At 71.2% G+C, this 13,897-nt stretch carries 10 protein-coding genes and 1 pseudogene; 6 read left to right on the top strand and 5 right to left on the bottom strand.

What is annotated here, in order from left to right:
- The 3 genes and pseudogenes from AQJ54_RS46995 to AQJ54_RS35065 all read left to right on the top strand — a co-directional run.
- Nucleotides 1-112: pseudogene (locus AQJ54_RS46995) on the top strand (nuclear transport factor 2 family protein); the annotation flags it as partial.
- A gap of 10 nt (nt 113-122) precedes the next feature.
- Nucleotides 123-821, top strand: coding sequence for an alpha/beta fold hydrolase (locus AQJ54_RS35070; protein WP_062244367.1), 699 nt, complete (start codon nt 123-125; stop codon nt 819-821).
- Between the two features lie 110 nt (nt 822-931).
- Nucleotides 932-1,312, top strand: coding sequence for a nuclear transport factor 2 family protein (locus tag AQJ54_RS35065; protein ID WP_062244363.1), 381 nt, complete (start codon nt 932-934; stop codon nt 1,310-1,312).
- A 38-nt stretch (nt 1,313-1,350) separates the two neighbouring features.
- Here the strand turns inward: AQJ54_RS35065 and AQJ54_RS35060 are convergent, their stop codons facing one another.
- Entirely contained in the window at nt 1,351-4,383 is a 3,033-nt protein-coding gene (locus tag AQJ54_RS35060) for a glycoside hydrolase family 2 TIM barrel-domain containing protein (RefSeq protein WP_062244361.1), read from the bottom strand.
- A gap of 159 nt (nt 4,384-4,542) precedes the next feature.
- Here AQJ54_RS35060 and AQJ54_RS35055 point away from each other — a divergent pair, with 159 nt between their 5' ends.
- On the top strand, nt 4,543-5,580 hold the full coding sequence (locus tag AQJ54_RS35055) for a LacI family DNA-binding transcriptional regulator (protein ID WP_062244357.1): 1,038 nt from the start codon (nt 4,543-4,545) through the stop codon (nt 5,578-5,580).
- A gap of 46 nt (nt 5,581-5,626) precedes the next feature.
- Here the strand turns inward: AQJ54_RS35055 and AQJ54_RS35050 are convergent, their stop codons facing one another.
- The 4 genes from AQJ54_RS35050 to AQJ54_RS35035 all read right to left on the bottom strand — a co-directional run bounded on the left by AQJ54_RS35050 (nt 5,627) and on the right by AQJ54_RS35035 (nt 12,055).
- Nucleotides 5,627-7,378 (bottom strand): cellulase family glycosylhydrolase, encoded by a 1,752-nt coding sequence (locus AQJ54_RS35050; protein WP_062244354.1) that lies wholly within the window; start codon nt 7,376-7,378, stop codon nt 5,627-5,629.
- Between the two features lie 97 nt (nt 7,379-7,475).
- Nucleotides 7,476-8,978, bottom strand: coding sequence for a glycoside hydrolase family 43 protein (locus tag AQJ54_RS35045; protein WP_062030857.1), 1,503 nt, complete (start codon nt 8,976-8,978; stop codon nt 7,476-7,478).
- Between the two features lie 18 nt (nt 8,979-8,996).
- Nucleotides 8,997-11,132, bottom strand: a complete 2,136-nt coding sequence (locus AQJ54_RS35040; RefSeq protein ID WP_062030859.1) for an alpha-galactosidase — start codon at nt 11,130-11,132, stop codon at nt 8,997-8,999.
- Nucleotides 11,133-11,503: 371 nt separating this feature from the next.
- On the bottom strand, nt 11,504-12,055 hold the full coding sequence (locus AQJ54_RS35035; protein WP_062030861.1) for a TetR/AcrR family transcriptional regulator: 552 nt from the start codon (nt 12,053-12,055) through the stop codon (nt 11,504-11,506).
- A 75-nt stretch (nt 12,056-12,130) separates the two neighbouring features.
- Between AQJ54_RS35035 and AQJ54_RS35030 the strand changes: the two genes are divergently transcribed.
- Complete coding sequence (locus AQJ54_RS35030) at nt 12,131-13,180, top strand: aldo/keto reductase (RefSeq protein WP_062030863.1); 1,050 nt, start codon at nt 12,131-12,133, stop codon at nt 13,178-13,180.
- The gene (locus AQJ54_RS44145; protein ID WP_079070151.1) at nt 13,177-13,896 is read left to right on the top strand and encodes a DUF998 domain-containing protein; all 720 of its coding nucleotides are present in this window, start codon (nt 13,177-13,179) and stop codon (nt 13,894-13,896) included. The genes AQJ54_RS35030 and AQJ54_RS44145 overlap by 4 nt, the downstream gene beginning before the upstream one ends.
- Nucleotide 13,897 lies beyond the last annotated feature (1 nt).

Raw genomic sequence — 13,897 nt, 5'->3', positions numbered from 1 at the left:
AAAGCCGATCGACGTCCGCGTGGCCCACCACTTCGTCGTCCGCGGCGGACTCATCGTCCGCTTCGAACAGTTCGTCGACACCGCCCTCGTCCGCGACGCCATGACCCCGTGAGGCAGCACTGATGAACCCCACCGTCGTACTCGTCCACGGTGCCATGCACACCCCGTGGATCTTCGACCCGCTGCGCGAGCGGCTGGCCGCCCACGGGGTCGACTCCCTCGCCGTGCAGCTGCCCAGCAGCAACCCGGACAGCGCCGCCGCCCAAGGGCTCAGCGACGACGTCGCGGTCCTGCGTGCCGCCGTGGAGGCGGTCGAGGGGCCCGTCGTGCTGGCCGCCCACTCCTACGGCGGTGTCCCCGCGACCTGGGTCGCCGCCGAGGCCGACCGGGTCGTCGAACTGGTCTACATCGCCGCGTTCGCCCTGGAGCCCGGCACCTCGATGCTGGAGTGGATGGGCGGCGACTTCCCGCCCACCTGGATCCACTCGCCCGACGGGCTCGCCGTCAAGGCCGGGGATCCCGAGGAGTCCATCTTCAGCGGAGTCGCGCCGGACGTCACCGCCGAGGCCGTCAAACGCCTCAACTGGCAAGGGCTGCGCGCCTTCACCGAGGAACTGGGCGCCGCGCCGAACGGGCTGCCCAGGACGTACATCGTGGCCACGAAGGACCCCGCGCTGCCGCCCGGGGTGCAGGAGCAGTGGGCTGCACGCGGTACGCGTACGGTCCGCGTCGCCTCCGGGCACTCACCGCACCTGTCGCACCCCGACGAAGTCGCCGCCGTCCTGGCTGACGCCGCCGCACGGGCGGGCCACGGCACCTGAGCCCGGCGGGCACATGAACGGTCGGCTCCGGGTGCCCTGACTCCCCGGAGCCGGCCCCGGCCTCGACGCGCAGATCCCCGTTCGCCCCTGCTCAGCAAGGAGAGATTCGCATGGCTGCTACAGACAACAAGGCCCTCGTGATCGCGTTCTACGAGCAGGCTTTCAACGACTACCAGCCCGAGCAGGCCGCGGCCGCGCACCTGGGGGAGACCTACACCCAGCACAACCCCGGAGCCGGCGACGGCCCGCAGGCCTTCGTGGGCTACGTCCACTGGCTGCGCGGCCAGTTCCCGGAACTGCACCTGGACATCAAGCGCGCGATCGCCGAAGGGGATCTGGTCGTCACCCACAGCAACCTCCACCTCAAGCCGGGCGACCGGGGCATGGCCGTCGCCGACTTCTGGCGGGTCGCCGACGGGAAGATCGTCGAGCACTGGGACGTGGTCCAGGAGGTTCCCGAGGACAGCGCCAACGACAACACCATGTTCTGACCTCGCGCCGTGCCGAACGTCTGCCAGTCCGCTCCGCGTCACGGAGTCGGCAGGGCCGTCAGTACGAACGTGAAGTCCGCCGGGCGTACTTCGAGCCGGTGTTCGGGCAGCACCCCCGGGCCGACGGCGCCGGAGCCGAGGCCCTGGACGACGTGGTCGGTGTGCAGATGGACCGTCGGACCCGCCGTCAGGTTGGTCTGGTGGCGTGCCTCGGCCAGTTGCCGGTCGGTCCATCTCCGGGCGGCCAGGTTGAACAGTTCGGCGCCCTCGACCCGCAGCCCCGAGCCCGTGCCGTCGACGATCTCCGCCCAGCGCACATCGGCCCGGTTGCCGTTGTCCTGCGGGCGCACGTACGGCGTCTGAAGCTCTTCGACGCTCGCGTGGAACAGGCCCGTCCGGGCCGCCTGCCGGGAGTCCGGATAGGCCTCACCCGGACCCGCGCCGTACCAGCTGACCTGCGACCACTCCCCGGGCAGTTCCCAGTGCAGGCCGATCCGGGCCAATGAGGGCGCCTTGTCCCGGCGCAGGAGTTCCGCGCGTTCGCCGGGCGGCAGGCCGGCGTCCACCATGGCCTCGGGGAAACGGTCGTCCCGCTCCGGCCAGTGGCCGAACGGCTCCGTGTGGACCCGTACCCGCAGGCGTTGCCCGTCCGTCTCCCAGCGGTAGGTCGTGAGGTAGCCGCAGTCCGCGGCGGACGCGCTGCTGCGCACCACGACGGTCAGGCCGTCCGCGCCCTCGTCCACGGAGACGGTCCGGTGCCGCAGCCGTTGCAGGCCCCGTGCCTCCCAGTAGAGGGCGTCACGCTGCGACCAGGCGCGGTCGTTGTCGGTCGGTGCCCGCCACAGCGACAGCCGTGGTCCGTCGAAGGCGTGGTTGCCGAGCCGGAGCAGGCGTCCGGTGGTGCGGTCGAAACGAGCCGGTCCGAGGGCGATGCGCGTTCCCGATGTCTCGAGCGCCGGGAGCAGGCTGCCCAGCGCGGACCGGTCCGGCGCGCTCCCGGAGGACGGCAACGGCACCTGCCCCCACGCCACCAGGTGCCCTTCGGGCGCCCATACGGCGGACTTGGCCAGCTCAGCCCGCACGGTCAGCAGCAGCTCGCCTCCGCCGGCGCCCGCCCCGAGCGGCGGCAGCGGGATCTCCACCCGCTCCCCGGCACCCAGGTCCGGCGTCGCGAGGGCGCCCTCCTCGAGCAGCACCCCGTCCTCGGTGAGCGACCAGCTGAATCGCAGGTGCGCGAGGTCCACGATGTCGTGGCGGTTGTGCACGAGAAGGTGCCCGGGACGGTCACCGGGGCCGATCGTGACGGGCTCGATGACCTTCCGGTACTCCAGCAGGCCCGGCGACGGGGTGCCGTCGGGGAAGACCAGTCCGTCGCAGATGAAGTTGCCGTCGTGCGCCTCCTCCCCGAAGTCGCCCCCGTAGGCGAAGAATGCGCGGCCCTCGGGGTCCGCGCTGCGCAGTCCCTGGTCCTTCCACTCCCACACGAACCCGCCCTGGACGCGCGGGTACCGCTCGCACAGCCCCATGTACTCGGCAAGCGCGCCGGGGCCGTTGCCCATCGCGTGGGCGAACTCCGTGTAGACGAACGGCATGCGGTTGCGCGGATCGTCCGCGGGGTCGCCCTCGCCGTCGGCGGCCGGGTAGAACTTCTCGCCCGGCCGCAGCAGGCCCTGGCCGATCCGGCTCACGGTGGCCGGGGTGCGGTACATCTCGCCGTAGAGATCGACGTAGCGGGCCAGCCGGTCGCCCTCGTAGTGGATCGGCCGGGATGGGTCGCGCTCGCGGATCCAGGCGGCCATGGCCTCGAGGTTGCCGCCGTCGTCCGACTCGTTGCCCAGCGACCAGGAGATGACGCTCGCGTGGTTCTTGTCGCGCTCCACGGTCCGCTCGGCGCGGTCCAGGTAGGCCTCGCGCCACCGCGGGTCGTCGGAGGGGTTGTCCCGCCATGGCTCCGGCCTCGTCATCTCGAAGCCGTGGGTCTCCAGGTCGCATTCGAGCATGACCCACAGGCCGTACTCGTCGCACAGGTCGAGGAAGGCGGGGTGCGGCGGGTAGTGCGAGGTGCGGACGGCGTTGACGTTGTGCCGTTTCATGGACTCCACGTCGCGGCGCATGTCGTCGAGAGTGACGGCCCGGGCCCGGTCGGGGTGGAACTCGTGCCGGTTGACGCCCCGCAGCACGACACGCCTGCCGTTGACGGTCAGCACACCGGAGTCGTCGACGGCCACCGTGCGGAAGCCGACGCGCAGCCTGACCTCCTCCGCCGGGGTGGCGACCACGGCGTCGTACAGGTGCGGATCCTCCGCGCTCCACGGCCGGACCTCGTCGAGGAGGAACTCCTGGGACACGGTGGCGCCGGTGATCCCGAGTGCCGGAACGGTGAGCGTCGCCTCCGCCTCCGTGTCGACGTCGATCCTCAGCCGGCCGGCGCCGGTCGCCGCGTCGTAGTCGGCGTGCACGAACACGTCCCGGATGCCGCCGGCCGGGCGGGCGAGCAGGGTCACGTCACGGAAGATGCCCGCCAGCCGCCAGGTGTCCTGGTCCTCCAGGTACGTACCCGAGGAGTACTGGTGGACCCGGACGGCGAGCACGTTGCGGCCGGGGCGCAGGGCCTCCGTCACGTCGAACTCGGAGGCCAGGCGGCTGCCGCGGGTCACGCCGAGTTCCCGGCCGTTGAGCCAGAGCTTGGCGCACGACTCGACGCCCTCGAAACGGACCACCGCCGGTGCTCCGGCCCAGGACGGCGGCAGGTCGAAGGTCCGCCGGTAGTCACCAGTCGGGTTCTCGTCGGGGACGTACGGCGGGTCGAGCGGGATGGGGTACGGGATGTTCAGGTACACGGGTCTGCCGTAGCCGTGCAGTTGCCACTGGGCTGGGACCGGCAGCCGGTCCCAGCCCCGGTCGTGGAAGCCGGGAGTCTCGAAGCCGTCCGTCTCGTCGAGACCGGTGGCCGAGAACCGGAAAGCCCAGTCGCCGTTCAGATCGATCCGCGGGGCGTTCGTCGTCAGGGCGGCACGAGGGGGCTCCTTGCCGTGGCCGGGGGAGAACTCCTCGAAGTAACGCGGGGACATACGACTCCTTGTGCAGCGAAAGTATCGGAGGGGGTGGTGATCCGGAGGAGGGAGGGGAGTGCGCTGCGGATCAGATTCATGCCTGGTCAGAGGCTGGCGATCGGTACTTCAGCTGGATGCGAAACCCGCGGGTATGCTTTCGTGACTGATGGCGAGGGGATGGGGACGAGAACCGTGCCGGACGAGGAAGAGAAGAGCAGCGGCGACGGGCCGCCGGTGGTCACCATCGCGTACATCGCCGAGACGGCCGGTGTCTCCGTCCCCACGGTGTCGAAGGTGCTGAACGGCCGGTCCGGGGTGTCGGACGAGACCCGCAGCCGGGTCGAGGAGCTGATCCACCGGTACGGATACCGCAAGCCGCCGAAGAACCGCAGCAACCTCGTGGAGCTGGTCTTCCGCGAGCTGGAGAACATGTGGGCCGTGGAGATCATCCGTGGCGTCGAGCGCGCCGCGCGCCGCAACAAGGTCAGCGTCCTGGTGTCGGAGTTCGGCCTTCAGGAGGCTCCCGAGCGGACCATCGACGACACCCTCGGACGCCGTCCGCAGTGCGTGCTGTCCGTCGCGTGGCTGTCGCCGGAGGAGCGGGACCAGTTGCAGGCGAAGGGCATTCCGTTCGTCGTGTTCGACCCGAACCGGGAGCTGCCCGAGGGAGTGCCCTTCGTCGGGGCCACCAACTTCCGGGGCGGCCGGTCCGCGACCCGGCACCTGATCGACCTGGGGCACCGCCGTATCGCCATGATCACCGGACCGGATCATCCTTTCTGTCTCGCGCGGACGGCCGGCTATTCCTCGGCGCTCGTCGAAGCCGGACTGCCGGTCCGGCAGGAGTTGCTGGTCAAGGCCCAGCTGACGCGTGAGGACGGCCGTGTCGCGGCCCGGGACCTGCTCTCCCGGCCCGACCGGCCCACGGCCGTCTTCACCGCCAACGACATGCAGGCCCTCGGCGTCTACCAGGCCGCCCGGGACCTCGGACTGCGCATCCCGGACGACCTGAGCGTGGTCGGCTTCGACGACGTACCGGCCGTGGCCTGGGTGGACCCGCCGCTGACCACGGTCCACCAGCCGCTGGCCGACATGGCGGTGGCAGCCACCGAACTCGCGCTGGCGCTGGGCCGGGGCGACGACGTGCCCCAGGTGGGTCTGGAGATCGCCACCAGTCTCACCGTCCGCGAGAGCACGGCTCCGCCGAGAAACTGAGCGGCACGGCCCCGGGCGCCCGGAGGGCACCCGGGGCGCGGCGGGATCAGGCGACGGTCCCCGTCACCGAGCCTCCGTTCTTCGTCACGCGGTACGTCACGTTCGTGCCGCTCCAGAAGTGGAAGGTGAGCGTGACCTGTGCACCGTCGTTGAGGGCGTTGAGATAGGCGGGCAGCAGGGTGATGGCGTTGTGCGGGTAGTCGGGGGAGAAGGCGACGTTGAACTCCTGGTACGGCGTCCAGGAGGTGTTGCCGGCGGTGCTGCCGTCGGCGTACCGGGACTCCAGGGTCGCCAGCTGGTCACCGCGGAACTGGGTGGGGATGCTCAGCCCGTCCGTGGTGTTGCCGGTGGCGTTGGCGAGGACCGGCGGGTCGTAACTGGTCACGTAGATGTTCCAGGGGACGCCCGCGGAGAACCGGGCCTGGATCGTCGCGTTGGTGCCGTAGGCGCGGTTGCCGGCCAGCCTGGTGAGGGCGGAGGCCGTGAGGGTCAGCTGGTTGCCGGAGACGGTGTAGTCCCGCCCCTGGACGAGCTGCGTGCTGCCCTGCCACAGGCCGCGGAAGGTGGTGCCGTTCGGGTTCAGGGTGAGGGTCCTGGCGGTGATGGCGTCGGCCTTCGCCAGGTAGACCCGGTCCGAGGACGCGGTGCCCGAGCGGGTCGTCCAGCTGGACCTGATCGCGGCGCCCAGGCCCGGGTCGCTCCACTGGAGCGTGGTGCGGTTGAAGTAGTTCCAGCTGCCGGCGTCCCACAGGGCGGTGGTCACCCCGGCGGTGCGGGCGCTGTAGCCGAGCATCTCGTAGTACTTCAGTACCTCGCCCTGCTCGAAACGGGAGGGGTGGTTGCTGTCGGGACCCCCCAGCAGGCCGTACTCGCCCAGATAGGTGGGGATCCCCTGGGTCACGAAGAGGGAGCGCATCCTGTTGAAGGCGTCGGTCATGTCCTGCTGCGAGGTGGCGTCGAACCGGGTGCCGCCCGCGATGTTCACGCTGAACGGGTAGTAGCCGTAGTAGTGGACGGTGGCCGCCAGGTTGGGGTCGTTCATCGACTTGAGCTGCGCGGCCAGGGGGTCCATGCGTTCCTGGGACGGCGTGCAGCCGAGGGTGGGCAGGAACAGCAGGCGGGTCGCGTTGTTGCCGCCGGACTGGCGCACCACGCTGCGGAAGGCGCTGTTCAGTTCGGCGTTGTACTGGATGCCCTGAGCCTCGGTGGTGTTGGTGAACTGCGGCTCGTTGTTGCCCTCGAAGAGCAGTTTCTGCGGGTGGTTGCGGAACGTGGCGGCGATCTGCGTCCAGGTGGCCTTGAACCGGGCCAGCACGCCGTCATGGTGGGTGGGCATGTCCGCGATCCACTGCCACGAGTCGTGGTGGACGTTGATCACGACGTAGAGGCCGTCGTTGAGGGCCAGGTCGACGGCCTTCTTGACGGACGTCATCCACGCCGCGTCGATCGCGTAGGGAGCCGTGGCGGACTGGTGGTCGGTCCAGGTGACGGGGATGCGCACACTGCGGTATCCCTGCGCCTTGAGAGCGTCGAACAGGGACTTGGTGGGCACGTCGTTGCCCCAGGACGTCACGTCCGGAATCGCGTCGAACGTGTTGCCCAGGTTCCAGCTGGGCTGCATCGCCGCCACCGTGTCCGCCGCGCTCGCGGCCGCTCCGGGCAGCCGTATGGGGAGCGGGCCCTTGGGGGCGGCGAAGGCCGCGGTGCTGGTCACCCCGATCATGGTGACCAACGCCAGCAGCAGACCCAGCAGTCGACCGGGGCCGCGGCCTCCGGTCAGGTACCGCGTTCTCTGCATGGTTGACCCTTCTCTGTCGGCCGGGCGGGGGGTCCGCCCGTGGGGGGAGGTGCGTCCAGACGGGTGAAGGAAGACCCCTGAGGCGAGCGGTGCCTGGTCAGGAGCCCTGTGGGGTGTAGTCGAACCAGTCGAAGTGGACCGTGCCGGCGGCGGCGTACATGCCGATGACCCGGCCGGTGAAGCCGCCCGCCACCTCGGTGGAGAGGTAACGGCCGTCCAGGGAGCCGAGTTCGGCGAAGCTGCCGTCCGGCTCCTCGACACCGAAGGCGACGATGTCGGGCCCGGTGCGGGGGCCCAGGTCGGGGGCGGGGGAGAAGCGGACGCCGAGCACCACGGGCCCGGAGGGGACCGTGCGGGAGGCCAGGACCGTGCGCAGGGTCCCGGCGCGGGCGAGCACCTGTACCTCGCCCTCGGTGGCCTCGATCTCGTAGTGATGCTCCTCGTCGAGGCGGACCGCGAGACCACCGCGGCCCTGTCCGGTGTCGACGCGGGTGCGCGCCTCGCACGTCAGGTGCTGCTGGCGGCGGCCGACGAACACGGCGTCCGGCTCGTCCAGGGAGGCACCGCGGGCACGCAGGGTCAGCCAGCCGGAGCGGTCCTTGGTGGTGCAGTGGTCCGGGGAGCGGTCCCGGGGGGAGATCCACTGCGGCCGCAGTTCACCGAGCTCGAAGTCGTCCCGCACGGGCTCGACCGGTGCGGGGACCAACGGCCAGGAAGGGGTAGGCAGTTCGGAGGGGACCTCGCCGACCACCGGCCAGCCGTCCGCCCACTCCACCGGCACCAGGAACGTCTCCCTGCCCAGCACGTGCCAGCCCGGGGTGCCGCCGCGCGGCCGGACCCCGAGGAGCACCATCCACCACGAGCCGTCGGGCGCCTGGACCAGGTCCGCGTGCCCCGTGTTCTGGATCGGGTGCTCGGTACCGCGGTGGGTCACCACCGGGTTGTGCGGGCAGGGCTCGAACGGCCCCGAGGGGGAGGGGCCGCGGGCGATCGCGACGCCGTGGCCGCGCTCGGTGCCGCCCTCGGCGATGAGCAGGTACCAGTGGTCACCGATGCGGTACAGGTGCGGAGCCTCGGGGGCCTTCGCGCCGGGGGTGCCCGACCAGATCCGCCGCGGCTCTCCGAACGTCTCTCCCGTGACGGGGTCGATGCGCGCCTGTCGGACCCCGGCGATCGTGCACCAGCACGTGCCGTCCTCGTCCCAGGCGAGGTCCGGGTCGATGCCCGGCACCCCCGGCAGCGGGATCGGGTCCGACCAGGGGCCCGCCGCGTCGGTCGCGGTGAAGAGCATGTTGCCGCCACCGGCGACGTTGGTGACGACCAGCCAGAAGCGGCCGTCGTGATGGCGCAGGGTCGGCGCGTATATGCCGGCCGACGAGAGCAGCTCCCGCGGCAGCCGCAACTGGCTCGGCCGGTCGAGGGCGTTGCCGAGCTGCGTCCAGTGCACCAGGTCGCGGCTGTGGAAGACGGGGATGCCGGGGAAGTACTCGAAGCTGGAGCAGACCAGGTAGTAGTCGTCGCCCACGCGGCAGACACTGGGGTCGGGGTGGAAACCGGGGATGACGGGATTGCGCAGGGCGATTCCCTGATGCTCGGACACGGGGTCAAGTCCTGTTCTTCAGCGGGCGGTTGCCGCGTGGGCGAGACGGAGGAGCACGGCGGACGGGGCTGCGGGCAGCGTGAGCGTGAGGTCGGCGGTGTCGGGGTTCCACAGGGCGTCGGCCGGGCTCGCGGCGGGATACAGCACGTCGACGCGGGCGGTACGGCCGTGCAGGTGCGGCAGGGCGAGCGTGGTGCCGGCCTCCGCGCCGGGGCGGCGCCAGGCGCTGACGTAGGTGGTGGCGGGGGTGTGCAGGGCCAGGGCGAGCCACTCGGCGTCCCAGGCCGGCAGGCCCAGCGGCCACGCGGGAACGGCTCGGGCGAGGTCGGCACGGATGGTCTTGTACGTGGCGACGGCCTCGTGGACCAGGGCACGGGCCTCCGGGCGCAGATCGCCGGGCAGACCGGAGAGATGGATCCGGCCCAGGAGCGCGTTGACCATGGTGAAGGCCACCTCGTCCGGGGAGTCCTCCGGCACCGGATAGGCCCACACGGCACCCTGCTCGGGGGTGACGGCGGAGGGCGCGGCGGCCGCGATGGGGGCGTACAGCCGATGGCTCTGCTGGTCGCTGGTGGACTGCAACTGGAGCCGGGACAGCAGGGCGTAGTCCCAGCGCATGCCGCCGGAGGAGCAGTTCTCCACGACCAGGTGCGGGTGGCGGTCCAGGATGCCGTCGAGCCAGTCGAGCTGGGCCCGGTTGTGGCCCAGCAGGCCCGCGGCCGGGGTCTCGCCGGGGTGGGCGCTGGTGCCGGAGCCGGGGTCGATGTTGTGGTCGAGCTTGAGGTAGCCGACGCCCCACTCGCCCACCAGACGGTCCACGACCTCGTCCAGGTGGGCACGGGCGGCCGGTTGGCGCAGGTCCAGGTGGTGGCGGCCGGTCTCGGTGACCCGGACGCCGTCGCGGCGGAAGAACGCCTCGTCCGGCAGGGACTTGGCCATGGGGCTGCGGACGCCGATCACCTCCGGCTCCAGCCACAGGCCCGGCACCATGCCGCGGTCCCGGATGCGGTCCAGCACCTCGTGGATGCCGCGCTCGCCGGGGAAGCGGGAGGCGGCGGGCTCCCAGGCGCCCACGCTGTCCCACCAGCCGCCGTTCTCGCCGTCGTACCAGCCCGCGTCGATGACGAAGTACTCCGCCCCGGCATCGGCCGCCGCGTCGACCAGCGGCAGCAGCTTCTCCGTACTGGGGTCCCCCATCAGGCAGTTCATGTAGTCGTTGAAGACGACGGGGAGTCGTTCGTGGTCCGGGTGGGGGCGGCGGATCGCGCGGCGGTAGCGGGTGAGCGCGGCGAACGCCTTGTCGGGGCCGCCGTCCGCGCTGAACGCGAGCGCCACCGGCACGGTGGTGAACTCCGCGCCGGGCTCCAGCGGGTGGCGCCAGCCGTGGTGGGTGTCGTTCGGGCCGAACAGGGCCAGGTAGGCCAGCGTGTCGCGGTCGCCGCACTCCCAGTGCCAGCCGCCGCCGTTGTGCTCGATCTGCCACACCCAGGTGCGCCCGAGGCGGCGGTCCGTCAGACCTCCCATGGGCAGCAGGCCACAACTGGACCACACACCGCGGCCGGTCCGGGTGAACTCTCCCTTGCCGTTGTCGTAGACGACACGGTCCCCGATGACCGGGGAGGTCTGCCGCATCGGACGGCGCTGCCAGCGGCATTCGGCGACCCAGTCGTTCTCGGCCCACAGCAGGTCCGCCGCGTCGATCGCCTCCGGGCCGTCGGCGAGCGGACCCACGACGAGGGAGGAGACCGACTCCAGGTGGAGGGTGGTCGCGCCGTCGTTGCGGAGGGTGACCTGGGAGCGCAGCACGGGGATCCCGTCGGGCGAGCGGTAGGCGACCTCCGCGACCAACCCCGTCTCCGGGTCGTGCAGTTGGACGGTGAGCACATGCCAGTCGCCGTCGTGGCCGATGCGATGGTCGCGGTACCGCATGCGGCTGCCGAGGGACGTGTCGATCAGGCGGCCGCCCGACCAGTTGCGGCCGTGGCCCGCGGCCGTCACCTCCACCAGGGGCAGCGGGGCCCAGGTGCGCGGCTCGGGGGGCGTGCCGCCGGGCAGGCCGATCCGCGTGAGGCGAGGAACTCCGTCCTCGCCGACGCCGACCTCGACCTCCAGGGCCTGGTGGCCCCATCGCAGGGCCCGCGGTGCGCTGGTCATGGATGCCCTTCCGGTGGGTGGGGGAGTCCGAGGAGACGCGCGCCTGCCCTTCCGGGGCGCAGGAGTCGAAGCGCTTCACCTGGCCGGGAACGTTAATGACAGGTTTCTCGCGAAACAAGGGGGCAGAACACTAAGAAACTTTCTCTCCCCGTGCTATTGACAGCCCCTCAGGGGCCGGTGGCAGCGTCGAAGCGCTTCAATAGCCCGAACCGGACGGCACGGGGTTTGCCGCGTGGGTTCTTCGTCCCTGTGCCGTTCGGGTCGTGCGCATGCTGGTCACCGGCCCGGTCGACCGTTTCGGCCGGAGCGGCAGGGGCGTCACCGGCCGATCGCGCCGGGCAGGGCGCCGCGGCGGAACGCGGACGGCATGGTCAGCGCGCTGATTGGGCCCGGTGCGTGCGGAGGCCGTCGAGGATGAGCGCGAGCATGTGGGGGGCCCGGTCCACGGGGCTGGACGCGGCACGCCACAACGCGCCGGTCAGCTGGAGGAAGTCCTCGGGTGCGGCGTCCGCACGGATGCTTCCGTCCTTCTTGCCGGCGTCGAGGAGCTCGGTGATCGCGGCGACGACCGGGCCGTAGCTCTGCTCGTTGATCGCCTGGTGCACGGCCGGGGTGAGTGCGTCGCCGAGGCCGTGCTTGCGCCGCATCGCCTCGACGAGGTCCATCGTCCAGTGCCGTAGGGCTTCCAGCGGGGGCCACTGGGCCAGCAGGTCGGGCACGGTGCCGGTGATGCGGGCGACCTCGTCCTGGTTCACGGCCAGGACGAGCGCCTCGCGGGTGGGGAAGTTGCGGTACAGGGTGCCCGCCCCGACTCCGGCGCGCTGGGCGATCTGGTTCATCGACGTACTGCCGTCCGCGGCGAGCGCCTCGCGTGCGGCGGCGAGGATGCGTGCCCTGTTCTCTCGGGCGTCTGAACGGACCACGGGACCTCACGTTGCTAAGTGGAGAGTTCTCCACTACGTTATGTGGAGAGCTCTCCGCATACTTTAAGGAGCGTCATGCATTACATCAAGCTGGGCACGACCGGCCTCGACGTGTCCCCGATCGCGATCGGTGCGATGACCTACGGCGAACCCGACCGCGGCCATCCCGTCTGGTCGAAGGGCGAGGCGGACGCGCGCCCGCTCATCAGGCACGCACTGGAGACGGGCATCAACTTCTTCGACACCGCGAACATGTACTCCAACGGCTCCAGTGAGGAGATCCTCGGCCGCGCGCTCAAGGACTACGCCGACCGCGATGCCGTCGTGGTCGCCACGAAACTGCGCCACCCGATGCGGCTGGGACCCAACGGCCGCGGCCTGTCCCGCAAGGCGGTCATGACCGAGGTCGACCACTCGCTGCGCCGCCTCGGCACCGACTACATCGACCTCTACCAGATCCACCGCAACGACCACTCCACCCCCTGGGAGGAGACCCTCGAAGCGCTCAGCGACCTCGTGAAGGCCGGAAAGGTCCGCTACCTCGGCGCCTCCTCCATGCACGCCTGGGAGTTCGCGAAGGCCCTGAACCTCCAGAAGCAGCACGGCTGGGCGCGGTTCGTGTCCATGCAGGACCACTACAACCTGCTCGCCCGCGAGGAGGAGCGGGAGATGATCCCGCTGTGCCTGGACGAGGGCGTCGGCACGATCGTCTGGTCGCCGCTGGCCCGCGGCCGCCTCGCCCGCGCGTGGGACGACGCCCGCTCGACAGCGCGCTCCGAGACCGACGGCGCCTACGCGGACCTGCTCTACTCGCCGGCCGAGGAGGCGTCCAACCACGCGATCATCGACGCCGTCGGGCAGGTCGCCGCCGCACACGGCGTCAGCCGCGCACAGGTCGCGCTCGCCTGGCTGCGCCGCCGGCCGGTCGTCACCGCGCCCCTGGTCGGCGCAGGCTCCATCCAGCAGATCGACGAGGCCGTGGCCTCCCTCGACATCGAGCTCACCGACGACGAGGTGCGCGCCCTGGAGGCCCCGTACACCCCTCGGTACGACTGGCAGGGCATCTCCGACGAGGCCGAGTTGGAGGCCATCCGCCGGCGCGTCCCTGGCATGGCCCTCGCATGACCCCGATCGTCCGCTCCGGGACCCCCGCCCGCGCCGGAGCCCTGCTGATCCTCCTCGGTCCGCTGGTGTCCTGGGTCGCCGAGTTCATCACCGCCGCCGCATGGCAGGACCCGCCGTACTCCCCGCTGTACAACTGGGTCAGCCACCTCGGCCTGACCGGTCCGCCGCAGACAGCGTTCGGGCAGGTCGCCAACTCACCCCTCGGTGCCGTCATGGACACCGGCTGGGTGGTCTACGGCATCCTCCTGATCGCCGGCACGTTCCTCGTGTTCGACCCGCGCAAGGGTGCCCGCCCCATCGTCATCCTGAGCCTCGCCGTCCTCGCCGGTGTCGGAGTCTCGCTCGTCGGCATCTTCCAGGGCTCCAACGCCAACGTCGACAACGGCCTGATCGCCTTTCACACCGCCGGCGCGCAGAGCGTCATGCTCGCCGGCAACCTCATGGCGATCGCCGTCGGCACCAGCGGAACCCGCATCGGACTCACCAGGCGCCGCTCCATCGTGAGCACCGCGCTCGGCACCGCAGGACTGATCGCATTCCCCCTCTTCATGACCGACGTGTTCACCGGCTGGATGTGGAACATCGGCCTGTTCGAGCGCGCCGTCATCTACCCGATCATGATCGGCCACGCGCTCCTGGGAAGCAGCGTGGCCGCCACCCGGCGCCACCGTGCAACGCACCCGATGGCCGCCCTCACCGCACGAGCCGAGAGCTGAA

Source organism: Streptomyces griseorubiginosus, assembly GCF_001514195.1.
In the GTDB taxonomy this organism is placed as follows: Bacteria; Actinomycetota; Actinomycetes; order Streptomycetales; family Streptomycetaceae; genus Streptomyces; species Streptomyces griseorubiginosus.
This window is presented reverse-complemented; position numbering and strand designations above follow the sequence as displayed.

What these genes read in the sequence shown, in the direction of transcription:
- AQJ54_RS35070 (WP_062244367.1), top strand. Translation starts at nt 123, where the DNA reads ATGAACCCCACCGTCGTACTCGTCCACGGTGCCATGCACACCCCGTGG.
- AQJ54_RS35065 (WP_062244363.1), top strand. Translation starts at nt 932, where the DNA reads ATGGCTGCTACAGACAACAAGGCCCTCGTGATCGCGTTCTACGAGCAG.
- AQJ54_RS35060 (WP_062244361.1), bottom strand. Translation starts at nt 4,383, where the DNA reads ATGTCCCCGCGTTACTTCGAGGAGTTCTCCCCCGGCCACGGCAAGGAG.
- AQJ54_RS35055 (WP_062244357.1), top strand. Translation starts at nt 4,543, where the DNA reads ATGGGGACGAGAACCGTGCCGGACGAGGAAGAGAAGAGCAGCGGCGAC.
- AQJ54_RS35050 (WP_062244354.1), bottom strand. Translation starts at nt 7,378, where the DNA reads ATGCAGAGAACGCGGTACCTGACCGGAGGCCGCGGCCCCGGTCGACTG.
- AQJ54_RS35040 (WP_062030859.1), bottom strand. Translation starts at nt 11,132, where the DNA reads ATGACCAGCGCACCGCGGGCCCTGCGATGGGGCCACCAGGCCCTGGAG.
- AQJ54_RS35030 (WP_062030863.1), top strand. Translation starts at nt 12,131, where the DNA reads ATGCATTACATCAAGCTGGGCACGACCGGCCTCGACGTGTCCCCGATC.
- AQJ54_RS44145 (WP_079070151.1), top strand. Translation starts at nt 13,177, where the DNA reads ATGACCCCGATCGTCCGCTCCGGGACCCCCGCCCGCGCCGGAGCCCTG.